The organism is Amycolatopsis sp. VC5-11, assembly GCF_037034185.1.
Taxonomy (GTDB): Bacteria; Actinomycetota; Actinomycetes; order Mycobacteriales; family Pseudonocardiaceae; genus Amycolatopsis; species Amycolatopsis nivea.
Map to the genome: position 1 here is coordinate 48,851 of NZ_JBAGKF010000011.1, position 23,394 is coordinate 72,244.

Genomic DNA, 23,394 nt, shown 5'->3' on the forward strand with positions numbered 1-23,394 from the left:
CGCCTCGGAGGGTTCGAAGACATCCTGGCGACTGGGTCCGGGCTCGCGGGGCATTTCCGCATTACCGGCTGGGCGTACTTCTGGCGCCTGCCCGTCCGGCAGGCACCAGAAGTTTAGCGGATCACCGCGCCGCGCCGTCAAGACTCGTTAGCTGCCCAGGGTTTTCCGCAATCCGGGCTGGAGCGCGTCGCCGTGCGCGAGCACCATTTCGTCGCACAGTTCCCAGATCCGTTCGACCGGAAGCGCGGCCGCCGTCGCGGGATCGGCCATCGCGGCGTGGCGGATGTGCCGGGGATCGTCCTCGACCGCGGCGCGCACCACGAGTTCGGTCGTGCTCAGATACGTGCGGTTGAGCGCCGCCAGCTGCGGCGGAAGCGCGTCGACGCGGGTGGGGCGGATGCCGGTCGCGTCGGCGAGACACGGCACCTCGACGGCTCCGGTCGCGGGGAGATTCGGGATCAGCCCGCGGTTGAGCACGTTGCCGTAAACGGTCCGCGGCGTCCCGGTGACGACACTGTGGATGATTTGCGGCGCGTATTCGTTGGTGCCCTCGACGGTGAGCGGTTCGTCGCGTTCGATGGCTTGACGGGTGTGTTCGTATTCGGCCTCGTTCTCCGCCACGACGTCCAGATACGCGCCGATCGGCAGCCGCAGCCGCTCGATTTCGCTGGCGTGGCCCAGATACCAGGGCACGTATTCGGACGAGTGCTCGCTGGTTTCGGTGGGGTAGTACCCGAGCCGCCGGAACATGTCGAACCGCACGCGCCGCCGCAGCTGCGGGTCTTCGGCGAGTTCGGCGAGCCGCGGGTACAGATCGTTGCCCTGATGCTCCAGACGCAGGATCCAGGCCTGATGGTTGATGCCCGCGGCGTGGTAAGTGACCTCGGAAAGCGGCACCTCCAGCAGCTTGGCCAGGTCGTGCACGGTCCAGTACACCGAATGGCACAGGCCGACCACGCGGTCCGGGCCGAGCGTTTCGGAGAGGTACTGCACGTTCATCGCCATCGGATTCGTGTAGTTCAGCAGCCACGCCCGCGGGCACACCTGCGCGATGTCCTCGCCGAGTTCGCGCAGGAACGGGAAAGTGCGCAGGGCCCGGAAGATCCCGCCGACGCCGAGCGTGTCGCCGATGGTCTGCTTAACGCCGAACCGCGCCGGAATGTCGAAGTCGACGCGGGTGGCTTCGCCCATTCCGATTTGGACCATATTGACGACGAAGTCCGCGCCTTCAAGGGCTTCGCGACGGTCGAGGTGCGCGGTGAGGACGGGCTTGGCGCCGCGGGCTTCGGCGATGCGACCGGCCGCCGCGTGCGCGACGCGCAGGCGTTCCGGGTCGATGTCGTGCAGCGCGACGTGCACCTCGGCCAGTTCGGGATAGGCGAACAGGTCCGCGAGCAGGCCCTGGGTGAACACGACGCTGCCGGCGCCGACGAACGTGATCTTGGTGGTCATGCACTTTCCGTTTCAGTGAGGTGGAGCTCGTTCCAAGTCGGTTGGCCGTCGATCCCGCCGCGCGCGAGCGTCGAACGGCCGCCGCCTTCGACCCCGGCCCGGAGCGCGTCGGACAGCGGAAGCCCGCGCAGCATCGCGGCAAGGAACGCGGCGTTGAAGCTGTCGCCCGCCCCGACGGTGTCGAGCGGGCTGATCGGGGACGCGGGAACCGTGACGGTTTCGCCGCGGTGGCGGGCGATCGCGCCGTCGGCGCCGTTCTTGACGACGACCGTCGGCCCTTGTGCGGCGAGGTGCGCCACGGCGTCGAGCAGGCTGGATTTTCCGGACAGCTCGAGTGCTTCGGCGGCGTTGGGCAGGAGGAAGTCGGTCTCCTGAAGTACCAGCTTGATGCCGCTGGGATCCCACTGCCGCGCCGGGTCGTCGTTAGTGTCCAGCGATGTGGTCGCGCCGTGCGCCCGGGCGGTGCGGAACAGCTCCGGCAGTCCGGCGGCCAGCTTGGGCATCAGGAAGTACGACGAGGCGTGGACGTGTCGCGCGTTCGCGAGCAGCTCAGCCGGGACGTCCGCCGCCGACACCGCGTCCAGCACCCCGGAGCTGGTGACGATCGCCCGGCTGTCGTCGCGGGTCAGGATCGCGGTGAGCGGGGTCGGCAACGCCGGATCCACGGTGAGGGCCTGGGTGTCGACGCCGCGTTCGTCGAGGATGTCCCGGACGAAGCGACCGGCGGCGTCGTCGCCGATCCGCCCGGCGAAGGCGACATCGAGCCCCAGCCGGGCGGCCCCGGCGGCGGTGATCGCGGCGGACCCGCCGAGCGTGAGCGAGCCGTGGCCGACGAGGTTCTCCCGTTGCCGGAAGTCGAGGTCCCCGGTCAGCGGCCCGAGGACGACGTCGGGGTTGACGTCGCCGAGCACGAGCAGGTCGAAGCGGTGCGGCATGCGTGGTTCCTCTGGAGGAGTGCGGTTCAGCCTTTGAGGCCGCTGGAGGTGATGGACTGGATGAAGGTTTTCTGCGCGCCGAGGAAGGCCAGCAGCACCGGCAGCACGGTGATGACGTTCCCGGCCATCACCGCCGCCCAGTTGGTGTGGTGCTGTCCCTGGAAGGTGGTCAGGCCGAGCTGCAGCGTGTACTGGGTGTCGTGGTTGATCGCGATCAACGGCCAGGTCAGGTCGTTCCAGGTGCTGAGGAAGGTCAGCACGGCGACGGTGCTCAGCGCGGGCCGGGACAGCGGGAGCACGATCCGGATCAGCACCCGCAGCCGCGAGCAGCCGTCGATCCAGGCCGCCTCCTCCAGCTCGCGGGGCAGCGACAGGAAGAACTGCCGCAGCAGGAACACCGCGAACGGCGTGACCAGCGACGGGACGATCAGCGCGCCGAGCGAGTCGATGAGGCCGAGCTTCTTCATGACCAGGAACGTCGGGATCATGGTCAGCTGGAACGGCACCGCCATGGTCGCCATCATCAGCCCGAGCATCACCTTCGAACCGCGGAACCGCATGCGGGCGAACGCGTAGCCGCCGAGCGAGCCGAAGACGAGGTTGGCCGCCACGGTCACCACCGACACGATGAGCGAGTTGGTGAACCAGCGCAGGAACAGCGCGTTCTCCAGCACGTAGCGGTAGCCGGAGAAGTCGATCCCGGACGGCCACAGCGACGGCGGGAACCGGTTGATCTCCGCGTTGCTCATCACCGAGTTGAGCAGCAGCCACACCAGCGGGGCGGCGAACACCAGCGCCAGCGGGGCCAGCAAGAGGTGCCACGGGCTGAATCGCAGCCGCCAGCGCCTGGGCTGACGGATCACGCCGGGCAGTTGAGATGCCGAAACCGGGGCAACATGGGCGCGCGTGGTCATCGGACCTCCTTGTCGCGGCGCAGCAACCGGACGCCCAGCCCGAGCGCCAGCAGCACGACGGCGAGCACGTAGGCCGCGGCGGCGCCGTATCCGGCGGTGAAGTTCTGGAAGGCCTGCTGCCAGATGAAGTAGACGATCACCGTGGTCGAGCCGAGCGGTCCGCCCTTGGTGGTGACGTACGTCAGGTCGAACACCTGGAGCGATTGGATCAGCTGCCACAGCGTCAGGAACGTGGTCACCGGCAGCACGGCGGGCAGGGTGACGTGCCGGAGGATCCGGAACGGACCGGCGCCGTCCAGCCGCGCGGCTTCGATCAGCGACGGCGGCACGTCCTGGAGCGCGGCCAGGAAGACCACCATGCAGAACCCGGTGCCGCTCCACAGCGTGATGGCCACGAGGACCAGCAACGCCTGCGACGGGTCGGTCAGAAACCCTTGCGGGCTCAGGCCGATCCGGTGCAGCAGCGAGTTGGCGACGCCGAACTCCGGGTCGAGGATGAACGAGAACAGCACGCCCTGCGCGGTGGCCGACAGCACGAACGGGACGAACATCAACGTCCGGTACGCGCCGATGAAGCGCACCCGCCGGTTCAGCGCGAGCGCCAGCGCGAGGCCGAGCACGATGCTCAGCGGAACGTATAACGCCGTGTACAGCAGCGTGTTGCCGACCGCTTGGCCGAAGTGCGGGTCCTGCGCGAGCGCCGCGTAGTTGTCGACGCCGACGAAGCGGGACGGGGTGACGAGGTCGTCGGCCTGGAACGACAGGATCAGCGACCACACCACGGGCACCAGGCCGAGGCCGATGATGACGACGACCGAGGGGCTCAGGTAGGCCCAGGCGGCGGCGGTTTCGCGGCGGCGGCGGGTCTTGGCGGCCGGAGCGACTGTGATCGGGCCGGGATGTACGGACATGGGCGGGGTCCTATCGGGGGATGATGAGGGCGGCGTTGGCCGCGGAAGCGCAGTCGCGCATGGCATCGGCGGGGGTCGCGCGCCCGAGCAGCACCGAGACGATCGCCGCGGCGACGGCCTGCGAAACCTGCGGGTAGGCGGGGTGGTTCGCGCGGACGTGCGAGTTGTCGAGCGACTTGACGAACACGGAAAGCCCGGCGGTGTCCTGGGTTTTCTGCTGCCACTCCGGAAGCCGCTGCGATCCGGCGCTCAGCGGGAGGCTGCCGGCGCCGACGTCCCAGACGACGTCCTGCTTGGGCGCGGTCAGCCACCGCAGGAACGTCTTGGCCGCGGTGAGCCGCCGGTCGCCGTTGTCGAAGACCGTCCAGGTGTCGGGGCCGGAGATGGTGATCGGCTTTCCGGTGAACGTCGGCAGCGGGACGATCTGGTAGTCGATTCCCGCGTCGGCGATGTCGGGCAGCTGCCACGGACCGGTCGGCACCATCGCGATCCGGCCCGAGGCGAAGGCCTGGTACATCTGCTCGGAGCCGGGTTTCGGGTCGATGTAGACACTGCGGTCGACAGCCAGGTTCCGGATCACCTCGAGCGCCCGCACGCCGCTGTCGGCGAAGCCGATGCTGCGGCCGTCCTGGCCGACGATGGTGCCGCCGAGGTCCCAGATCATCGGCCACAGCCGCCAGACGGTGTCCTCGTCGCCCGCGCCGGGCCAGGCCGTGCCGAACTGGCCCTGGTCGCGGTTGGTCAGTTTCTTCGCGGTGGCCACGAAATCCGGCCAGCGCCAGGATTCGTCCGGCAGCGGGACGCCGTGCTGCTGGAACAGTTTCTTGTTGCATGCCACGGCCAGCGAGTCGAGCATCGCGGGCACGGCGCGGACGCGTTCGTTCACGGTGACCGCTTCGAGTGCGGGTTTCCAGAACTGGGTGCCGTCGTTGACGACGTCGCCCATGTCGGCCACGCGCGGGCTGCGGGCGATGCTGGCGAGGTCGGAGCCGAAGATGTACGCGATGTCGGGGTAGGAACCGGACGCGAGCGCCGCGGTCACCTTTTGCAGCATGGCGTCGGCGAGCACGCCACCGCCGAGGTCGATGCGGATGTCGGGGTGCTCGCGCTGGAACGCGGCGACGAGCTGCTTGAGGACTTTGAGACCGGTGTCGCTCTGGCCGTGCCACATTTCGACGGTGACCGGTCCGGACGTGGCGGCGGGGGCCTCGGCGCACGCCGCGGCGGCGGGCACCAGCGCCATCGCCGCCGCGCCGCGGAGAAAACCGCGCCGGGTCAGGGTTCGCACGCGCATGGGAGTGTTTTTCCTTCCCTTGCGCTAGCGGCGGGGACGGCGGGAGGGCGGGGTCATCTGCGATTTCCTTCCGGCGGGGAGAAATAGGCGGCCAGTTGTTCGGGCAGGGGAGGGACGTCGACCGGCACGGAGCCGGAACGCAGGGATTGCGTGGCGAGCGCACCCGCCGCCACGGCTTCGCGGGCGGCGATCGGGGACAGTTCCGGCGGGTCGCCGTGCACCACGTAACGCAGGAATTCGGTCATGGCAAGGAGATCAGCGTCCTGGTGTCCTGATGCGACACCGTCGATCGGGTACTCGCGGTCTCCGTCCAGCGCCCATCCGCGGCGGCGGTTCCATACCTTCACCACGCCGCCGCCGGTGTCGCCGAAGTTCTCCGCGCGGCCTTCGGTGCCGATCACCGTGTAGTTGCGCCAGTAGTCGGGGGTGAAATGGCATTGTTCGTAGCTGGCGAGGACGCCGTTGTCGAGTCGCATGTGGACCATCGAGAGGTCTTCGACGTCGACGACCGGGTTGAGGCCGGTTTGCGCGGCGGGAGGCCAGTTGTCGAAGGAAAACCAGTCGTCGGCGAGGCGGTCGCCCTGGCCGCTGCGGTCGGTGATGCCACCGTAGACGGTCAGGTCGCCCATCGCGGTGACGCGGCGGGTGAAGCCGCCGGCGAGATGGTGGATGACGTCGAGGTCGTGGCTGGCTTTCTGCAGCAGCAAGGAATTCACGCGGCTGCGGTCGGCGTGCCAGTCCTTGAAGTAGTAGTCGCCGCCGTTGCCGACGAAATGACGGCACCAGACGGCTTTCACTTCGCCGATCTCGCCGCGCGTCACGACGTCGCGGAGCGTGCGGACGACGGCGGAGTGCCGGAAGTTGTGTCCAATGTAGAGCGGAGTGCCGGTTTCCTGGGCGGCGGTGAGGACCGCGTCCGCGTCGGGAAGCGTTGTGGCCAGCGGCTTTTCGAGGTACACCGCGACTCCGGCGCGGAGCAGGTCGACGGCGATCTCGGCGTGCGTCCAGTCCGGCGAGGTCACGATCGCGGCGTCGACCAGATTCGCGAGTTCCCGGTGTCCCGGCACGATCTCGATGCCGCCGAACATTTCGCGCGCTCGCGCCCGGCCGCGCTCGTCGGGATCCGAAGCCGCCGCCAGTTCCGCCGCGACGCCGGATTCCGCCACGTGCCGGGCGATCCCGGCCCGCAGGCCGACACCGACCACACCGACCCGCAGCACCCCGGGGTTCACCACCGCGCCACCTCACCTCTGCGTGATATTGATCTGCATGATGGCAAAACAATCATAAATGCGCAATGGTGCGGGTCTGCTCATGGGGCGATGACCGGCTCCGCGGAGGTCGCGGCGAGGTCGGCGGGTGCTCCCTTGTGGACGGCAGTGCGGTACCGCCCGCGGACGCCGAGTCGGCTGGTTCGCAGGTCGCGACGATCTTGACCTGCGCATGGACCGACGGCTCGCAGGTGTTGGGGAGGACGGTCGAGCTGGGCTTGCCGGACCTGCACGCTCTTGTCCGGCGCGCGGGCGACCCCGTTGGGCCCCGCCGTTTCGCCTGGTCGCGGCAGGTCTGCGGTGCGGGCGGCAGTCTTGCGCTGCGGCGGCAGCTCGTACCCAGCGCCCGGTACGGCGCGGGTGGCGGTCTTGCATTGCAGCGGCAGCCCGTGCCCGGCGGCCCGTACGGCGCTGTATTGCAGCGGCAGCTCGTACCCGGCGACGCCGTGCGCCGCGGGTGGGTGATCAGCCGCTGGTCGGCAAGGGTCGAGGGATCCCGCCGCGCGGTCGCGAGCGCGTCGCCGACCTCCGCGATCGCGCCGCTGCCCCGTTAGCCCGCTCATTCGAGCAGGACGTTCGGGTGTTGCCGGGGCGTCATGCCGGGTCTCTCGTTCCTGGTCGGAGGCGGTCCGGTGCTCATTCTAGAGGCCGCACGGACTCGACTTTGTGATTGAATCTGCGCTATAACGCAAGTAGCAAGCAAAAACACTCAAGCAGAGTGCCGGAGTCGGTCACGTCTCCCGCCCTGGATCGAAAGGCCTCCATCCCGTGTCCTCCCTTCCGGATGCTCCCGGCTCCTTCGTGGCCGCCGAACTGGCTTCCCAGCCCGAAATGTGGCGCGCGGCGGCCGCGCTGGCCCCGTCCGCCGCGCTGCCTCAGCCGGGCGAACGAGTGGCCGTCGTCGGCTGCGGCACTAGCTGGTTCATCGCGATGAGCTACGCCGTCGCCCGCGAACAACGCGGTCACGGGGTCACCGACGCCTTCGCCGGCTCCGAATACCCGGCTTCGCGCGAGTACGACCGCGTCGTGGCGATTTCCCGCTCCGGCACCACGACCGAGATCATCGACCTGCTCACCGCGATGCCCGCGCAACGCACCGTGCTGATCACCGCGGTCGGCGACAGCCCCGCTGCGGCGGTCGCGGACGAGGTCGTCGAACTCTCCTTCGCCGACGAACAATCCGTGGTGCAGACCCGCTTCGCGACCACCACGCTCGCCCTGTTGCGCGCCGGTCTGGGCGACGACATCGACCAGCTCGCCACGTCCTGTGCGGACGCGCTGACCGAACCGATCGACGACCTCCTCGACGCCGAACAGGTCACCTTCATCGGCCGTGGCCCGGCAGTGGGCTTGGCTTGCGAAGCCGCACTGAAAACCCGCGAAGCCGCACAGTTCTGGGCCGAGTCGTACCCCGCCATGGACTACCGCCACGGACCGATCGCGATCGCTCAGCCAGGCCGTCTCGTGTGGTCGCTGGGCGAGGCCCCGGCCGGGCTCGCGGACGACGTCGCCTGCACCGGCGCGCGTTTCGTCCACCACGACCTGGACCCGCTCGCCGCACTCGTGGTGGCGCAACGCTTCGCCGTCGCACTGGCGGCCCGGCGCGGCCTGGATCCCGACCGTCCGCGCTCGCTGACGCGCTCGGTGATCCTCGTCTGATGATCGTCACGCTGACGCCGAACCCGGCCATCGACGTCACCTACCGGGTCGGCACCCACACGCCCGGCGACACGAACCGGGTGCTGGAGGTGCAGCGACGGCCGGGCGGCAAGGGCGTGAACGTGGCCCGGGTGCTCGCCGCGGTGGACATCCCGGTCCGGACGCTTCTCCCGCTGGGCGGCGACGCGGGCCGGTGGCTCGGGGGAGCGCTGGATGTTCCGTTCGAGGCCGTCCCGATCTCCGGCGAAACCCGGACCACCGTGACGGTGACCGGCGACGGCCATCCGACGGTCTATACGGAACCTGGCCCGGAAGTGTCCGAAGAGGAATGGGCAGCTTTCGATTCGCGCCTGTCCAGTGGCCTGTCTGCGGCCGACCTGCTGGTCGTCTCCGGATCTCTGCCCCGGGGCGCCTCGCCGGACTTGGTCGCAGATTGGGTCCGCATCGCCCGGGAAGCCGGGGTGCGGACGCTGGTCGACGCCTCCGGCCCGGCACTGCTGGCCGCCGCCCGAGCAGGTGCGGCAGTGAAGCCGAACCAGGCCGAACTCCTCGCCGCGACCTCTGCCGCGGACGAGGCTGCCGGTGCCGCGGCCCTGCTCCGGCTGGGCGCACAACTGGTCGTCGTCTCACGCGGGGCAGACGGCATCGCCGCCTACACCTCCGGTGGCGTCTTCGCCGTCCCCGCCATCCCTGATGTGCAGGGCAACCCCACCGGCGCCGGGGACGCCGCGACGGCCGGGCTGGCCGTCGCCCTCGCCGCCGGCTGCCCCCTGATCGAAGCCCTGCACAACGCCGCCGCCCTGGGTGCCGCGGCCGTCCTCCGCCCGGTTGCCGGAGAAGTCGATCTCGCCGCGTACCGCCGATTCCTGAACGGAGCCCCCGCATGATCACCCGCCCCGACCTGCCAACGCTGCTGACCGCCGCCCGCGAGCGCGGTTCCGCCGTGGGCGCGTTCAACGTGATCCTGCTGGAACACGCCGAGGCCATCGCCGAAGGCGCGGAACAGGCCGGATTGCCGGTGGTGCTGCAGATCAGCGAAAACTGCGTCCGCTACCACGGCGGACTGGCCCCGATCACCGTGGCGTCCCGGGAAATCGCCCGCCGCGCGTCGGTCGACGTGCTGGTGCATCTAGACCACATCGAAGACCCGGAGCTGATCCGCGAGGGCATCGCACTGGGCGTGGACAGCGTGATGTACGACGGATCGCATCTGCCATACGAGGAAAACCTGCGCATGACCCGGGAAATCGCCTCGCGCTGTCACGACGCGGGTGTGGCGGTGGAAGCGGAACTGGGCGAAGTCGGCGGCAAGGACGGGGTCCACGCGCCCGGCGCCCGCACCGACCCAGCCGAAGCGGCGGACTTCGTGACCGCAACCGGCGTGGACGCACTCGCGGTGGCCGTAGGAACGTCCCACGCGATGGTGGAACGAACGGCCCAGGTAGACCGCGCACTGGTCGCCCGATTGCGAGATGCGGTACCGGTCCCGCTGGTATTGCACGGCTCGTCAGGCCTGTCGGACGAGGAACTGCGCGGGGCCGTGGTGAGCGGGATGGCGAAGGTTAATATCTCAACGCACCTGAATGGTCTGTTCACGCGGTCGGTCCGGCAGTTCCTGGAGGAACAGCCGGAGGCGGTGGATCCCCGAAAGTACGTTCGGCTGGGGAGGAACGCGGTGGCTTCGGAGACTGCTCGGCTCCTGCGTTTGCTGGCTGGCTGAAGACCCGCAGCGGCATCTCTTCGTCGAACAGGTGCGGACGGCTCGACGGGACCGGGTACTCTTGGTATACCAAAGCGTCCCGTCGAGAAAGGTGCTCTCCGTGTTGATCCGTGACGTCCGTCCCTGGGGCGGTCAGTGCAGCGACGTCGAGGTGGTCGGCGGCCGGATCGCCGCGGTTCGTCCGCATGGCCCGGCGGGGTCCGGCGGCGAGGTGGTCGACGTGGTCGAGGGGCGCGGGCGGCTGTTGTTCCCGTCCTTCAGCGACGTCCACGTGCACCTCGACTCGACGCGCATCGGGCTGCCGTTCCGGGCGCACACGGGGGCGCCGGGCGTCTGGGCGATGATGCTGAACGACCGCGAGAACTGGCGGAACGCCGAGGTTCCGCTGCCGGAACGCGTCGCGGGCACGTTGGAGCGGATGATCGCGAACGGGACCACTCGCGTGCGCACTTACGCGCAGGTCGACGTCGACTGTCAGCTCGAGAAGCTCGACGCGGTGCTCGCCGCCAAGGAGCGCTTCGCCGCGCACGCGGACGTCGAGGTGATGGCGTTTCCGCAGGCAGGGATCCTGCGCGAGCCCGGAACCGTCGACGTGCTGGAGGCCGCGCTGCGTTCGGGTGCGTCGGTGGTCGGCGGGATCGATCCGTGTTCGCTCGACAAGGATCCCAAGGGGCACTTGGACGTCGTGTTCGGGCTGGCCGAGAAGTACGGCGTCGAGGTCGACATCCATCTGCACGAGCCGGGGCATCTCGGGGTGTTTTCGACCGACCTGGTGATCGAACGCGTCCGCGCGCTGGACATGCGCGGCAAGGTCACCATGTCGCACGCGTACGAACTGGGCTCGGTTTCGGAAGCGGTGAGCCGCCGGCTGATCGACACGTTCGCGGAGCTGGACATCGCGATGGCGACCGTCGCGCCGTCCGTCGACCGGCAGTTGTCGCTGGCGGACCTGACGACCGCGGGCGTGCGCGTCGGGCTGGGGGAGGACGGGCAGCGGGACTACTGGAGCCCGTACGGCAACTGCGATCTCCTCGACCGCACGTGGCAGCTGGCCTTCACGCACGGGTTCCGGCGCGACGAGCTGATCGAGATGGCGCTGGCGGTCGCGACGATGGGCGGCGCGTCGATCATGAGCCACGACGTGCCCCGGCTGGCGGGGATCGCCGACCGGCCCGGTGTGGCGGTCGGCGACCGCGCGGATCTGGTGCTGGTGGACGGCGAGACGCCGACCAGCGCGGTGATGGACCGCGGCAAGGACCGGACGGTGCTGCACGACGGCGTCGTGGTGGCGGACGGGCTCGCGGTCGTCGACCTCTGACGGGGCCTGCCTCAGCCTCGCGGAGAGTGCGCGGGGCGTCGGGCCGGAGTCGCGTGCGGTTGTTTCAGCATGGGCGGGGTCTCGCGAAGAGGGGCTGTGCCAGGTGATCCGAAAGTTGAGAGGCCAGTGCCGCGGCGAGCTCAGCGTTGCCAGAGTTGGGGTCTCGCGAAGGCCAACGGCGTCAGTCCAGCGCAGCGAGCATTGCCGCGGCGGGATCTCGCGGCCACAACAGAACCAGGGTCAGCCCGCCTCCGCAGGATGCCGCCGCACCGCCTCGCTGGCTCCGGTCGCGAGATGGGCCAGCACCAGCCGTTCCACCCGTTCGACGTCCCGGTCCACGATCGCCTCGTACAGGAGTTCGTGTTCCGCCGCCATGGCTTCCAGGTCGTCGTGCTGGCCGAGCAGCCATCGCATCCGGCTGCGCAGCGTCCGCTCCAGTTCGCCGAGCAGTTCGTTCGCCGACAGCGACGTGACGACCTCGTGGAAATCCGCGGCTGCCCGGCGCGCGGACACCGCGTCGCCGGCGCGGGCGGCGCGCAGTTCCGTGTCCAGCACCTCCCGCAGCCGCGCCAGGCCCTCGCGGGTGCGGCGCTGCGCGGCGAGCCGGAAAGTGAGGCCCTCGAACGCCGTGCGCACCTCGTTGAGGTCCGCGACATCCGACGCGGTGAACTCCCGCACCACCGACCACGACCGCGGCCGCGGCGTCACCAGTCCCTCGTTTCCCAGCGCGCGCAACGCGTCCCGCACCGGCACCCGGCTCACGCCCATCTCCGCGGCCAGATCCCGTTCGACCAGCTTGCTGCCGGGAGCCCGGGTGCCGTCGAGGATCTCGTTGCGCAGCCGTTCCGTGACGCGCTCGGACTCCGACGCGAAACCCGGCTCCATCCGATCCCCTCCCGCCGCCGTCACCGACAGTATCGGCGAACCTCCTCCCAGGTTCCCGGAAAAACCCGTCCCCGGCAAGGTCTGGTCCCCAGATTCCGCCGTTTGGTATACCTAAATGTCCCGAGCGGAAGGAACCCGATGCGCACTCGCTGGCGTGCCCGCCATGTGCTGGCCCATCAGAACGGGCGGCACGCCCTGCTGGAAAACGGCGAGGTCGTCTGGGAGGACGACGTCGTCGCCTACGTCGGCCCGCGGTATGCCGGAACGGCCGATCTGGACGTCGACCTCGGCGAATCGCTCGTCCTGCCGGGCTTGATCGACCTCGACGCGCTGACCGACGTGGACCATCTCGTCCTCGATTCCTGGGCCACGGCAGACCGTGCGGCCGGACTGCAGTGGTCCGAGGACTACTTCGCGCACCGTCGCCGCGACGTCTTCACCCCGGAAGAACGGCAGACCATTCGCGAGTACGCGCTCGTTCAGCTGGCGCTGCACGGAATCACGACGTTCATGCCGATCGCGTCGGAAGTCCATTCGTCGTGGGCCGAGCCGTACGAGGAACTCGTCGCGATGGCGGACTTCTCGCGGAACCTCGGGCTGCGCGGATATCTGGGCCCGGCATACCGATCCGGCGTCAACGTGGCCACTGTGGACGGTACCCGCACGGTCGCCTTTGACGAGCCCCGCGGCGAGGAGGGGCTGGCCGACGCACTGCGGTTCCTCGACCACGCAAAGGAACTCGACGACCCACTCGCCAACGGCGTCCTGCTGCCGTGCCGCATCGAGACGCTCACCGAAGACCTCATGCGGGCCACCGCCGTCGCATCGCGCGAGCGCGACGTCCTGGTGCGGCTGCACTGCCTGCAAGGCGTACTCGAGCGCGAACTCATCCTCGACCGTTACGGCGTGACACCGCTGGAAATGCTGAAACGCACCGGCCTGCTCGGCGACCGGTTGCTGATCCCGCACGCCCAGGTCCTCGACCGCCATCCCGCAGTCCACGGCGAAGACCGAGGCGACGTCGCGACTCTGGCCGCGGCGGGCGCGTCGGTGATCCACTGCCCGCTCACGTCCTTCCGCTACGGCCACGCCCTGCGTTCGTTCCGCGACTACCGCGAAGCGGGCCTGAACCTGTGCCTGGGAACGGATTCCTTCCCGCCGGACTTGATCCGCGGCATGGATGTCGGCGTGCATCTGGCGAAGGTGATGGGCGACCGCGCCGACGCGGCCCCGGCGGAGTGGTACGTCGAAGCGGCGACGCTCGGCGGTGCCCGTGCACTCCGTCGCGACGACCTCGGCAAGCTGGCCCCGGGCGCGCAGGCGGACCTCGTCGCGTTCCACGTCGGCGACCTGCGCGACGGTGTGCAGGACGATCCGATCCGGACGTTCTTGCTCTCCGGAACCGCCCGGCAGGCAACGCATTCCGTCGTCGCGGGCCAGCCGGTGCTGGTGGACGGGCACCTTCCCGGCATCGACGAACCGGACCTCCGCCGCCGCGCGCAGGCGCTGTTCGAGAAGATGCGCGCCGCGTATCCGGAGCGGGACGTCGAACGCCGGGAGGCGGGGGAGTTGTTCCCTCCGACCTTCCCGGCGTTCCAGCAGTAGCGGCGCGGCGGGGCTATCGCCGCGAGACGACAGCCCCGCCCTTCACCACGAGCTGCCGCGGAGGATGCGACACGACGGCTTCGGCCGGATACTCCGCGGCTACGAGGAAGAAATCGGCGCGGTCGCCGATCCGCAGGCCGTAGTCCTTGAGCCGCAACGCTTTCGCGCCGCCGTACGTCGCCGCGTGCAGTGCGAGTTCGATCTCCGGGTCGGTCCGGAACGAGCTGCGGTACGCCAGGTGCATGGTGCGCGTCAGCATGTCCCCGTCGCCGTAGGGTCCCCACAGGTCGCGGATGCCGTCGTTGCCGCACGCGGCGTTCGCGCCCGCGGCTCGCATCTTGGCCAGCGGCGGCACTGGCCGGTCGTACACCGCCGCGGTGGTCAGCGTGATCTGCTGCTCCGCGAGGCCTTCGAGCAGCCGGTCCTGCTGCGCGTCCGGGATGCCGCAGATGCCGAACGCGTGGCCGATCGCGACCTTCCCGGCAAGCCCGAGCGCCTTCGTCCGCTCGATGACGAGCTCGATTTCCCAGGCCCCGAGCGGACCTTCGTCGTGCAGGTGCAGATCGACGCCGCAGCCGTGCCGGGCGGCGATGTCGAAGATCGCGTCGAGGTGCCCGCGCGGATCGCGGTCGTAGCCCGCCGGGTCGATGCCGCCGACGTTCTCCACGCCGGACGCCACGGCCCGCTCCAGCAGTTCCAGCGTGCCGGGCCGGGTGAGCAGGCCGCCCTGGGGGAAGGCGACCTGCTCGACGGTGACCCGGCCGCGATGCCGCGCCGCCGCCTCCCGCACCGCCTCGATGCCGGACAGCCCCAGTTCGGGGTCGACATCGGTGTGCGCGCGGACGAAGGAGGTGCCGTTCGCGATCATCGTGTCGAGCAGCGCGGCCGCGGGTTCGGGCGAGGGGAGCCCGAATTCCTTGCGGCGGCGCTGTTCGTTGGAGATCCGGTCGGCGAGCACCGAACCCGAGGTGTTCGGCACCCAGGGGAGTCCCCACAAGGTTTTGTCGAGGTGGCAGTGCGCGTCGACGAGGCCGGGCAGCAGCAGCGCGCCGCCGCCGTCCTCGACGGGAACGTCCGCTTCGGTGGGCCCGAACCCGGCGATCCGGCCGTCGCGCACCAGCACGTCCGTCGGATCGCCGCCGCCGGGCCGGACGTTGCGCAGCAACAGGTTCACGCGACTCCCTCCACGGCCTCGGCCCGGACGGTCGGCTCGCGCCGCTCGGAGGTGGCGAGGCTGACGCCGACGGTGAGCACGACGTTGACGGCGATCGCGAGAAGCCCGGGATTGAGGCCCCACAACGTGTTCTTCGAAGCCAGGACCGTCCACGCGACGATCGCCACGCCGACCACGAGCCCGGTCGCCGCGCCCGCCTTGGTCAGCCGGCGCCACACCAGCCCCAGGACGATCGCCGGGAAGAACTGGGAGACGCCGTTCTGTCCGGTGAGCAGCAGGTTCACCAGCAGCGCCGGCTGGAAGATCGCGAACACCAGCGCCACCGCGGTCACCACGACGACCAGGGCGCGCGACAGCCGGAACACGCCGAGTTCGCTGGTCTTCGGCCGCAGGACGCCCTGGTAGACGTTGCGGGCGAGCAGCGTCGCGGATTGCAGGAGCAGCAGGCTGATCGGCACGATCGCGGCCAGCGCTCCCGCGCCGCCGACGAGGCCGACCACCCACGACGGCATGGTCTTCAACGTCAGCGAAAGCAGCGCGCCGTTGGTGCCGCTGCCCTTCAGCCCGGGCACGACGAGCACCGCGGCGAAGCCGACGAACAGCGTCAGCGCGATCAGGATCTGGTACAGCGGAAGGTAAATCGCGTTGCGCCGGATCGTCCGCTCGGACTTCGCGGTGTACATCGCGGCGAGCGCGTGCGGGAACATGAAGAACGCCGCGCTCGTGACGAGCAGGGTCGACATCATCCACGGCACGCCGAGCGGGCTGCCCGGCGCCGGGACGCCGAGGAAGCCGGGGTGCTGGGCCTGGACGGTGTCGATGAGATGCCCGAACCCGCCGAAATAGTGCACCGGGATCGCGATGCCGACGACCAGCACGGTGCCGATCAGCAGGATGTCCTTGAGCACCGACACCCACGCGGCGGCCTTCATGCCGGACGCGTAGACGAACACCGCGATCAGCACGACCGCGAGCACCATGCTGGTGACCCGGTTGATGCCGGTCGTCGTCTCGACGATCTGGCCGAGGCCGAGCAGCTGCGCCTCGATGTAGGGGATCATGAACGCCACGCCGACGATCGCGGTCAGCGCGCCGAACCACGGGCTGCGGAAGCGGTGGGTGAAGAAATCCGCTTGGGTGACGAGGTTGTGCTTCTTCGCGTACCTCCACAATGGAGGGAGGAAGAAGTAGGACAGGACGAACGCGCACGTGCCGTAGCCGGCGATGTAGAACGCCGCGCCGCCGTTGGCGTAGGCGAATCCCGACGCGCCGAGGTAGGTGAAGGTCGAGTAGGTCTCGCCCGCGGCGAGGACCCAGAACAGCAGCGTCCCGTAGGACCGGCCGGCGACCGTCCACTGTTCGAGGTTCATCTGCTTCCGGCCGCGCGCGGCGAGTCCGATGACCACCGCCAGCGCCACCACGGCCAGCGCGACGACTGCGCCCGCGTTCATCGCTGCTCCTGCTCGGTTTCGGCGGCGCCGGGGCGCCGGATGCGGTCGGCGACGCCGAGGAACACGGGCGTGAGGGCCACCCAGAGGAGGATCCAGAACCCGATCTCGGGCAGGAACCAGATCCGGCCGTCGCCGCTGAACCAGGGCAGGCCGGCGATCATCGCCACGTAAGGGGTGAAGGCCACCGCGGCCACCACTGCGGAACGCTTCATCGCGCACACCCTTCGTTGTTTGGTATACCATAAGCGCGGCCGGTGGCGGGTTGTCAAGGGCGCGGACGGGAACGATGCGGGCTCGCGACCCGGGTGTCCGGCCGGGTGCCGCGATTTGTCCGCTTTGGACGCCGGGCCGCCCGGCTGTGCTTTGGTAGACCGGATCATGGGTGCTGAGCCGAGGTAAAACCGGTCGCTGGCGGATCCTTTCGGCAGCTAGCTTGTGCCCTCGAGAAGGGGGACGAGATGGACAAGCCGACGACGGAGCTGTGGCGCCCGACCGGCCCGGCCGAGCTGGAGCTGGTGCGCCGGTCCGGCTGGCGCGCGTGGCCGCCGCGGCTGCCGGACCAGCCGATCTTCTACCCGGTGCTGAACGAGGACTACGCGGTGAAGATCGCCCGAGACTGGAACGTCCGGTTCGACGGCACCGGTTACGTGACCCGGTTCCGCGTGGAAACGGCGTTCCTCGACCGCTACCCGGTGCGGCAGGCGGGCGGCGAGACGATTCTGGAGTTGTGGGTTCCTGCTGAGGAACTGGACGAGTTCAACGCGCACTTGGTCGGGGAGATCGAGGTCGTGCACGAGTTCCGCTGAGCAGTGCCCGAGGCGGGTCACTCACAGGGCCGCACGGGTCTGCGCTGGGTGAGGGCGGCGATCCGCCTCCGGGGTGGTTGACGTCGGCACCTAGGCGACGGTGAGTGACCGCACGGGCTGGCCTGCGTCACCGTGGACAGATGGATGCGGCACTGGCAGGGCTTTCCGGGCGGCTCCTGATCCAGTGCCGGCCCGCGCAGTCCGAGGAACTGCTCGGCATCTGCGCGGCGCACGACACCGGGCTCGTCCTGACCGGGAGGTCGGCACCGGATGCTGTCAAGAGCCTGCGCGAGAAGGGGTTCGACGGGCCGCTCCTGTGCGACGCCGAGCGTTACGCAGGGAAGCGGCGGGTACTCGCCGGGGCCGGAACGCATCCGGCGTGGTGCCGGAAGCAGCGGGAACTCGGGTTGCTGCCGCTGACGGATTCCGGCTATCTCGCGGCGCGCGACTGGACGGGTTTGCGCGGCATCCTGCTGGCCGCCGCGAGGAAGCCCGCGGCCGTTGCGACGCTGCCTCTCGCTCCTTGGTGGTTCGACCACGGATCGATCGCCGCCGCGCTGGCGAGGGAGGTCAACCGGCACGGGGTACCGGTCGCGGTCGTTCTCGAGCACCGGACTGATCCGTTCGGGGTTCAGAAGCTGCTGCGCGCATTTCTGCGGTTCCTGGCCGACTGCGCGGTTCCGGTGCTGGTGTTGCGCTGCGACATTTCGGCCGCAGGCCTTCTCTGTCACGGTGCGCACGCTGCGGCGGTGGGCACGAGAAGCTCGTTGCGGCACCTGTATCCGGCCTCCGGCGGCCGCCCGGGCGGGCCTTCGGTGTTCGTGCCTCGCCTGCTCAGCTACCACCGGATCGAGACCTGCGCGAAGATATTCGGCCGGACTCCGGAGATCGAGCAGCTGTGGACTTGCCCGTGCCCGGTCTGCGAGGACCGGACCCCCGTCGGTCTCGACCGGTCTTCGGCGGTCCGGCACGACCTCGACCGTCAGCTGGCGCTGCGGGACGAGTTGTTCCGGCGGCCGCTCACCGCGGAGCAGCGCCGGAGTTCCTGGCACGAGACGTGCAGCCACGCGAGCTTTGTCCATCGGCAGGTCGCCGAGGCGGTGCGGGGATGGACCGAACCGGCGAACCTCAGGGCCTGGTGTCGGGTGACCGAGGATCCGTTGCCGCGCAACATCCCTGGCCAGTCGACGACGGGGGCCGCCAGGGCGAGCGGTGGCGGCAGGCGGAGGGTGTCCGATCGCGGGGCGCGCCGATCAGACGCATAGGCAACTGTCCTCGGCGCGGAAAGGTCAGTGGTCTCGCGAGACGTCGAGCCCGCTCGACAACCCGCGGAAACACCGCACCGCCAACTCCACTGGTGCCGCCTTCTCCTCAGTCCCAGCCCACAGCTCCAGCGAGATCCGAATCGCATCCGTCGCCGCGGCCGCCACCAAATGCACCGTCACCTCGTCAGTCTCCGGTGCCAGCCGCGCCAGCACCGGTCGCAGCCGGGTCTCGGACTCGCCGTTCACCCGGTGCCACACGGCTGCCAGTGCCGAGTCGTCCCCGCTGGCGGCGCGCAGCAAGCCGCGTGTCCAGCTGAATTCCTGGGTCGCGTCCGCGGCGGAGATTGTCTTGTGGATCGCGTCCTCGACCGCCTTCAGCAGCGGCGTTCCTTCGGGCGTCGACGCGAGGTGGTCCCGCCACGAATCGGCGCCCACGACCAGCAGCGGGGCGACCGCGTCCTCTTTCGTGCGGAAGTAGCGGTAGAAGGTGCGCGGCGCGACGCCCGCCGCGGCGGCGATCGCTTCCGCGGTCGTTCCCTGTGCGCCATGCTCGGTGAACAGGCGTGCGGCGGCGCGGGCGATGTCGAGTTGCGTCGCCGCTTTGCGCCGTTCGGTCAGGGTCGGGGTCTTTCCGCTCACCGCGACCACGCTACCTGATCACTGTCAAGTATGCAGATCTCGTCAATGTGGCACAGTGTGCCATGTAGGCGTAAGGTGGCGGCAGACGAAAGGAGTGGACCATGAACCGTTACGAAGGACGCCGGGTGCTGGTCACCGGAGCGGGCTCGGGCATCGGGCAGGCGACGGTGCTGCGGATGCTGGCCGAGGGCGGGCGCGTCGTAGCCGCTGACGTGAGTGAAGCGGGTCTGGCGGACACCGTCGAGAAGGCGGGCGACGCGGCGGACCGGCTGAGCACTGTGGTCGTGAATGTCGCTGACGAGGCGTCGGTGAAGGCTGGGGTCGCGGAGGCGGTCGAGCAGCTCGGCGGGCTGGACGCGCTCGTCAACGCCGCGGGCATCCTGCGGTCGGCGCACACCCACGAGATGCCGCTCGAGGCGTTCGAGCAGGTGCTGCGCGTCAACCTGGTCGGCACGTTCCTGGTGATCCGCGAGTCGATCCCGGCGCTGCGCGAGGGCAGCGGCCCGGCGGTGGTGAACTTCAGCTCGACGTCGGCGATGTTCGCGCACCCGTACATGGCGGCGTACGCGGCGAGCAAGGGCGGCATCCAGTCGATGACGCACGCGCTGGCGTCCGAATACGCGAAGGACGGCATCCGGTTCACCGCCGTCCAGCCCGGTTCGATCTCCTCGGGCATGACCGACGGCAGCGGCAAGAGCAAGCAGAGCGTCGGCCCCGGCTTCCCCGAGGACGCCGACTTCACCCTGCTCGGCAAGCTGCTTCCGGCGCTGGGCCAGGGCTTCGCCGGTCCGGAGACGGTCGCGTCGGTCGTCGCGATGCTCGCCAGCGAGGACGCCGCTTTCGTCACCGGCACCGAGGTCCGCATCGACGGCGGCACGCACTTCTGATGCGCGATTTGTTCAAGAACTAGCCGCGGGCCGGGTCGTAGCGTCGCCGCATGACAAAGTTTTCGACCACCCGATGCGGGGTGCGGCGATGATCCTCGTGACCGGCGGCCTCGGCATGATCGGCGCGCACACGGCCCGGGCGCTGGCGGATCTGGGGCAGGACGTCCTGGTCACCGGGCACCGGCGGACGGACGTCCCGTCGTTCCTGGCGGGCCGGGTCGCCGTGGAAACGCTCGACGTCACCGACCGGGACGCGTTCCTCGCGCTCGGCGACCGGTACGACATCACCGCGATCGTCCACCTGGCGGGCAGCATCCCCGGCGACGACCCGGTCGCGTTCTTCCGGACGGACCTGACCGGCCTGGCCAACGCCCTCGACGCGGCCCGGACGTGGCGGGTGCGGCGGTTCGCGGTCGCGAGCAGCCTCGGCGTGTACGTCGGCCGCGACGAGCCGAGCTGGCACGAGGAGCTGCCGCTGCCGACCGCGGCTCTGCCGCATCTGATCGTGGCGTTCAAGAAAGCCGTCGAACCGCTGACGACGCACAGCCTGCGGGGGAGCGGCGTCGAACCGGTGGTGCTGCGGATCGGGACGGTGTGGGGTCCGCTGGTCGACCCGGAATCGCCGTTCTTCCCGATCCCGTCCTACCTCAACGCCGGGCTCCGCGGTGACCCGCCGCCTCCGCTCGTCGCGGACGAGGGGTTCGACTGCTGCTACGCACCGGACGCCGGCCGCGCGATCGCGTTGCTCACCACGGCACCGTCGTTGAAGCACGACACATACAACGTGTCGAGCGGGCAACCGGTGACGAACCGGGAGTTCGCCGAGGCGCTCGCGGAGATCGCGCCGGGTGTGCCGAATCAGCTGCAGCCTGGCGGGGCGACCGGGCCGTATCTGGATATTTCGCGGCTCAAGGAGGAAACGGGCTTCGCGCCGGAGTTCGACGTGCGGGCGGCGGTGGCGGATTACGCGGCGTGGCGGAAGACGAACCCGCGCTGACATCGGCCACAGTGGACGGTCCGGGCGGTGGTGCGAGAATGGCCGGATGGCAGCGGAACAGGGCGGCGAATCCGAGACCGAACGGGTCGTCCGGCAGCTCCGGGACGAGATCCTGGACGGGGTGCGCACACCGGGCAGCAAGCTCGTCGAACGGGACCTCGCCGCGGATCTCGGGGTGAGCCGGGTCCCGGTGCGGGACGCGCTGAAAGCGCTGGTCGCCGAAGGCCTGGTCACGCCGCGCCCCCGGACGTGGGCGGTGGTGCGCGAGTTCAGCGCGAGCGACATCGCCGACCTGCAGGAAGTGCGCGCGGCGCTGGAAGTCCTGACGTTCAAGCTCGCGGCGACCCGCCATTCCCGCGCCGGGCTGGACCAGCTGCGCGCCGCGTTGGACGAGGAAACGGCCGCCGCCGCTGCCGGTGACGCCGTAACCGCTCACCGCGCGGCGGCGGATTTCCACGAGGCCGTGACGGCGATGGCGGGGAACGAGCTGCTCAACGAGCTGGAACTGACGCTGCGCAGCCGCATGCGGTGGCTGCTCGGCCAGCACGAGGATCTGGAGCGGGTGGCGGGGGAGCACCGGGAGCTGCACGACGCGATCGCGCGGCGGGATGTGGATGCCGTGGAAGCGTTGCTGATGGAGCACATGGAGAGCGGGCGGCATCTGCGCGGGCTGGGGCGCGAGCGCGGCTGACGGGCAAAGGGAAACCCTCCGGATGCGATGGGGGTTTCTCAGCGGCGCGGGTGCGGCGTTGCTGTGGCGATGCACGACATCGGCGGGGCGGCCCCTCAGTTCGGATGCGAGATTTCGAGGTAATGCTTGCCGTTCATGGGAATGCACACGGCACCGTCGGCCGTGGGGTCCGGCGGCAGGGCGCGCAGTGCGCGGACACAGGCGTCCGGGGTTTCGTAAGGTCCTTTGTACTCGAGATGGCTGGCGAACGCGGTGCCGCTCAGCACCAGCGCAGCGCCGGTCGTAGCGAGGCAAACGGCAGCTGTGACCACGAATTTCCGCATAGGCGAATCCCTCCCGTTCCGGCGGTCGCGCCGACCGCCTCTTCACCATCGCTACCCTCGGCTGCGCGCGGCGAAGCAGTCCTTGCCTGTTCGGCGCAAAGGAATTGATCGAACGGGCACCGGACGCAACCCCTTGCCGGAACGGCAAGTTTCCGTGCCATTGCCGGTCCGGGCTGGCGAAACTGACCGCATGATCACCGCATCCCGGCTGGTGTCCCGCTCCGTCGCGGCGCTGGCGCTGTCCCTCCTGCTCACGGTCGGCGGCGTGGCCTGTTCCGCGCCGCCTGCCGAGCCTTACGCCGCCGCCACCCAGAACGATCCCGCGTTCCGAAGCACGTTCCGGCACGAATTCGCCGATGTCGACGGTGTCCGCATGCACTACGTCACCGGCGGCAGCGGCAGCCCGGTCGTCCTGATCCACGGGTGGCCGCAAACCTGGTACGGCTGGTGGCCGGTGATGCCGGAGCTCGCGAAACACCACACCGTCTACGCGATCGACCTTCCCGGTTTGGGCGACAGCACCGGTTCGCCGAGGGGATACGACAAAGCCACGCTGGCGCGTTATGTGCACACCCTGGTGGCTTCGCGGCTCAAGATCCGGAACGCCGCGGTCGTCGGACACGATTTCGGTGCTGCGGTGGCATTCCAGTACGCGAGCCAATTCCCCGGCGACACCGCGCGTCTCGGCTACTTCGATTTGCCGCTTCCCGGGCCCGCGATCAATGCCACCGTATACAGGACGTTGAGCTGGCACATCGCTTTCCACTCCCAACGCCGCGTTCCTGAAGCGGTGGTCGGCGATGATGTGCGGGAATATCTTGCGCTGTTCTATCCGCAGGTTTCCTTTGGCGGGACGGCTTTCGGCGGGACGTCGCAGCGGTCGCCGTTCACCGAGGCGGAGGTCAACGAGTACGCCCGGACCTACAGCCGTCCCACCGTTTTGTCCGGCGGGTTCGAGCTTTATCGGGCGCTGGACAAGGATGTCCGCGACACCGTGGCGGCAGCGCCGGTGAAGGTGCCGACGTTGCTGCTGACGGCTCAGGGCCAGCTCGACGCGATCCGGGCCACGGTGGCTCCGCGGCTGACTGACATCGTCCAGGCGGCGGACGTGCCGCATGCGGGGCATTGGCTGGTCGAAGAGAATCCGCAGTTTGTCGCGGGGCAGTTGGAGCGCTTCCTGAACGGCTGACGCTCGCG

24 protein-coding genes are annotated in these 23,394 nt (G+C 69.7%); 12 read left to right on the forward strand and 12 right to left on the reverse strand.

The features are described 5' to 3' along the window. Window positions 1–147 precede the first annotated feature (147 nt). Genes WA670_RS28705 through WA670_RS28730 form a run of 6 tightly spaced genes read right to left on the reverse strand, consistent with a single transcriptional unit; the run spans window position 148 to window position 6,741 of the window. Window positions 148–1,452 (reverse strand): alpha-glucosidase/alpha-galactosidase, encoded by a 1,305-nt coding sequence (locus tag WA670_RS28705; protein ID WP_336159406.1) that lies wholly within the window; start codon window positions 1,450–1,452, stop codon window positions 148–150. Then, window positions 1,449–2,387, reverse strand: coding sequence for a carbohydrate kinase family protein (locus WA670_RS28710; RefSeq protein WP_336159407.1), 939 nt, complete (start codon window positions 2,385–2,387; stop codon window positions 1,449–1,451). Before WA670_RS28710 ends, WA670_RS28705 begins: the two co-directional genes overlap by 4 nt. A gap of 26 nt (window positions 2,388–2,413) precedes the next feature. After that, window positions 2,414–3,301 carry a carbohydrate ABC transporter permease gene (locus tag WA670_RS28715; protein ID WP_336159408.1) on the reverse strand — a complete coding sequence of 296 codons (888 nt, stop codon included), beginning with the start codon at window positions 3,299–3,301 and terminating at the stop codon, window positions 2,414–2,416. Continuing rightward, window positions 3,298–4,212, reverse strand: a complete 915-nt coding sequence (locus WA670_RS28720) for a carbohydrate ABC transporter permease (protein WP_043829941.1) — start codon at window positions 4,210–4,212, stop codon at window positions 3,298–3,300. Before WA670_RS28720 ends, WA670_RS28715 begins: the two co-directional genes overlap by 4 nt. A 10-nt stretch (window positions 4,213–4,222) precedes the next feature. Next, window positions 4,223–5,506, reverse strand: a complete 1,284-nt coding sequence (locus WA670_RS28725) for an ABC transporter substrate-binding protein (RefSeq protein WP_107051043.1) — start codon at window positions 5,504–5,506, stop codon at window positions 4,223–4,225. A gap of 53 nt (window positions 5,507–5,559) precedes the next feature. Next, window positions 5,560–6,741, reverse strand: coding sequence for a Gfo/Idh/MocA family protein (locus WA670_RS28730; RefSeq protein WP_336159409.1), 1,182 nt, complete (start codon window positions 6,739–6,741; stop codon window positions 5,560–5,562). A gap of 134 nt (window positions 6,742–6,875) precedes the next feature. On the opposite strand from WA670_RS28730, the gene WA670_RS28735 reads away from it, so the two are divergent. The 5 genes from WA670_RS28735 to WA670_RS28755 all read left to right on the forward strand — a co-directional run bounded on the left by WA670_RS28735 (window position 6,876) and on the right by WA670_RS28755 (window position 11,474). Further along, window positions 6,876–7,331, forward strand: coding sequence for a hypothetical protein (locus tag WA670_RS28735; RefSeq protein ID WP_336159410.1), 456 nt, complete (start codon window positions 6,876–6,878; stop codon window positions 7,329–7,331). Between the two features lie 277 nt (window positions 7,332–7,608). Then, on the forward strand, window positions 7,609–8,436 hold the full coding sequence (locus tag WA670_RS28740; protein WP_336159509.1) for an SIS domain-containing protein: 828 nt from the start codon (window positions 7,609–7,611) through the stop codon (window positions 8,434–8,436). After that, a complete protein-coding gene (locus WA670_RS28745; RefSeq protein ID WP_336159411.1) occupies window positions 8,436–9,323 on the forward strand; it encodes a 1-phosphofructokinase family hexose kinase in 888 nt (295 codons plus the stop codon). The genes WA670_RS28740 and WA670_RS28745 overlap by 1 nt, the downstream gene beginning before the upstream one ends. Next, on the forward strand, window positions 9,320–10,156 hold the full coding sequence (locus WA670_RS28750) for a class II fructose-bisphosphate aldolase (RefSeq protein ID WP_051728950.1): 837 nt from the start codon (window positions 9,320–9,322) through the stop codon (window positions 10,154–10,156). Before WA670_RS28745 ends, WA670_RS28750 begins: the two co-directional genes overlap by 4 nt. A gap of 100 nt (window positions 10,157–10,256) precedes the next feature. Next, on the forward strand, window positions 10,257–11,474 hold the full coding sequence (locus WA670_RS28755; protein ID WP_336159412.1) for an amidohydrolase family protein: 1,218 nt from the start codon (window positions 10,257–10,259) through the stop codon (window positions 11,472–11,474). A 240-nt stretch (window positions 11,475–11,714) separates the two neighbouring features. Here the strand turns inward: WA670_RS28755 and WA670_RS28760 are convergent, their stop codons facing one another. Continuing rightward, window positions 11,715–12,359 (reverse strand): GntR family transcriptional regulator, encoded by a 645-nt coding sequence (locus WA670_RS28760; protein ID WP_037812994.1) that lies wholly within the window; start codon window positions 12,357–12,359, stop codon window positions 11,715–11,717. A 138-nt stretch (window positions 12,360–12,497) separates the two neighbouring features. Between WA670_RS28760 and WA670_RS28765 the strand changes: the two genes are divergently transcribed. Beyond that, entirely contained in the window at window positions 12,498–13,964 is a 1,467-nt protein-coding gene (locus WA670_RS28765; RefSeq protein ID WP_336159413.1) for a chlorohydrolase family protein, read from the forward strand. Window positions 13,965–13,977: 13 nt separating this feature from the next. On the opposite strand, the gene WA670_RS28770 is transcribed toward WA670_RS28765, so the two are convergent. From WA670_RS28770 to WA670_RS28780, 3 genes are read right to left on the reverse strand one after another with little or no spacing between them, the layout of a single operon-like run. Further along, on the reverse strand, window positions 13,978–15,138 hold the full coding sequence (locus tag WA670_RS28770; RefSeq protein WP_238606882.1) for an amidohydrolase: 1,161 nt from the start codon (window positions 15,136–15,138) through the stop codon (window positions 13,978–13,980). Beyond that, the gene (locus tag WA670_RS28775) at window positions 15,135–16,589 is read right to left on the reverse strand and encodes a sodium:solute symporter family protein (RefSeq protein ID WP_336159414.1); all 1,455 of its coding nucleotides are present in this window, start codon (window positions 16,587–16,589) and stop codon (window positions 15,135–15,137) included. Before WA670_RS28775 ends, WA670_RS28770 begins: the two co-directional genes overlap by 4 nt. Beyond that, window positions 16,586–16,801, reverse strand: a complete 216-nt coding sequence (locus tag WA670_RS28780) for a hypothetical protein (protein WP_037812989.1) — start codon at window positions 16,799–16,801, stop codon at window positions 16,586–16,588. Before WA670_RS28780 ends, WA670_RS28775 begins: the two co-directional genes overlap by 4 nt. Window positions 16,802–17,047: 246 nt before the next feature. On the opposite strand from WA670_RS28780, the gene WA670_RS28785 reads away from it, so the two are divergent. Both WA670_RS28785 and WA670_RS28790 read left to right on the forward strand, forming a co-directional pair. Continuing rightward, window positions 17,048–17,395: a hypothetical protein gene (locus WA670_RS28785; RefSeq protein ID WP_336159415.1), complete on the forward strand. Its 348-nt coding sequence runs from the start codon at window positions 17,048–17,050 to the stop codon at window positions 17,393–17,395. Window positions 17,396–17,535: 140 nt separating this feature from the next. Next, a complete protein-coding gene (locus WA670_RS28790) occupies window positions 17,536–18,660 on the forward strand; it encodes a hypothetical protein (protein WP_336159416.1) in 1,125 nt (374 codons plus the stop codon). A 24-nt stretch (window positions 18,661–18,684) separates the two neighbouring features. On the opposite strand, the gene WA670_RS28795 is transcribed toward WA670_RS28790, so the two are convergent. Beyond that, window positions 18,685–19,299, reverse strand: a complete 615-nt coding sequence (locus tag WA670_RS28795) for a TetR/AcrR family transcriptional regulator (protein ID WP_037813407.1) — start codon at window positions 19,297–19,299, stop codon at window positions 18,685–18,687. A 101-nt stretch (window positions 19,300–19,400) separates the two neighbouring features. Between WA670_RS28795 and WA670_RS28800 the strand changes: the two genes are divergently transcribed. The 3 genes from WA670_RS28800 (at window position 19,401) to WA670_RS28810 (ending at window position 21,874) form a co-directional block, all read left to right on the forward strand. After that, complete coding sequence (locus tag WA670_RS28800) at window positions 19,401–20,186, forward strand: SDR family NAD(P)-dependent oxidoreductase (protein WP_037812983.1); 786 nt, start codon at window positions 19,401–19,403, stop codon at window positions 20,184–20,186. An 88-nt stretch (window positions 20,187–20,274) separates the two neighbouring features. Beyond that, entirely contained in the window at window positions 20,275–21,183 is a 909-nt protein-coding gene (locus tag WA670_RS28805) for an NAD-dependent epimerase/dehydratase family protein (RefSeq protein WP_336159417.1), read from the forward strand. 46 nt (window positions 21,184–21,229) lie between these two features. Continuing rightward, complete coding sequence (locus WA670_RS28810) at window positions 21,230–21,874, forward strand: GntR family transcriptional regulator (RefSeq protein ID WP_336159418.1); 645 nt, start codon at window positions 21,230–21,232, stop codon at window positions 21,872–21,874. Between the two features lie 95 nt (window positions 21,875–21,969). On the opposite strand, the gene WA670_RS28815 is transcribed toward WA670_RS28810, so the two are convergent. Then, on the reverse strand, window positions 21,970–22,197 hold the full coding sequence (locus tag WA670_RS28815; protein ID WP_238606878.1) for a hypothetical protein: 228 nt from the start codon (window positions 22,195–22,197) through the stop codon (window positions 21,970–21,972). 190 nt (window positions 22,198–22,387) lie between these two features. Here WA670_RS28815 and WA670_RS28820 point away from each other — a divergent pair, with 190 nt between their 5' ends. Further along, window positions 22,388–23,386, forward strand: a complete 999-nt coding sequence (locus WA670_RS28820; RefSeq protein WP_336159419.1) for an alpha/beta fold hydrolase — start codon at window positions 22,388–22,390, stop codon at window positions 23,384–23,386. Window positions 23,387–23,394 lie beyond the last annotated feature (8 nt).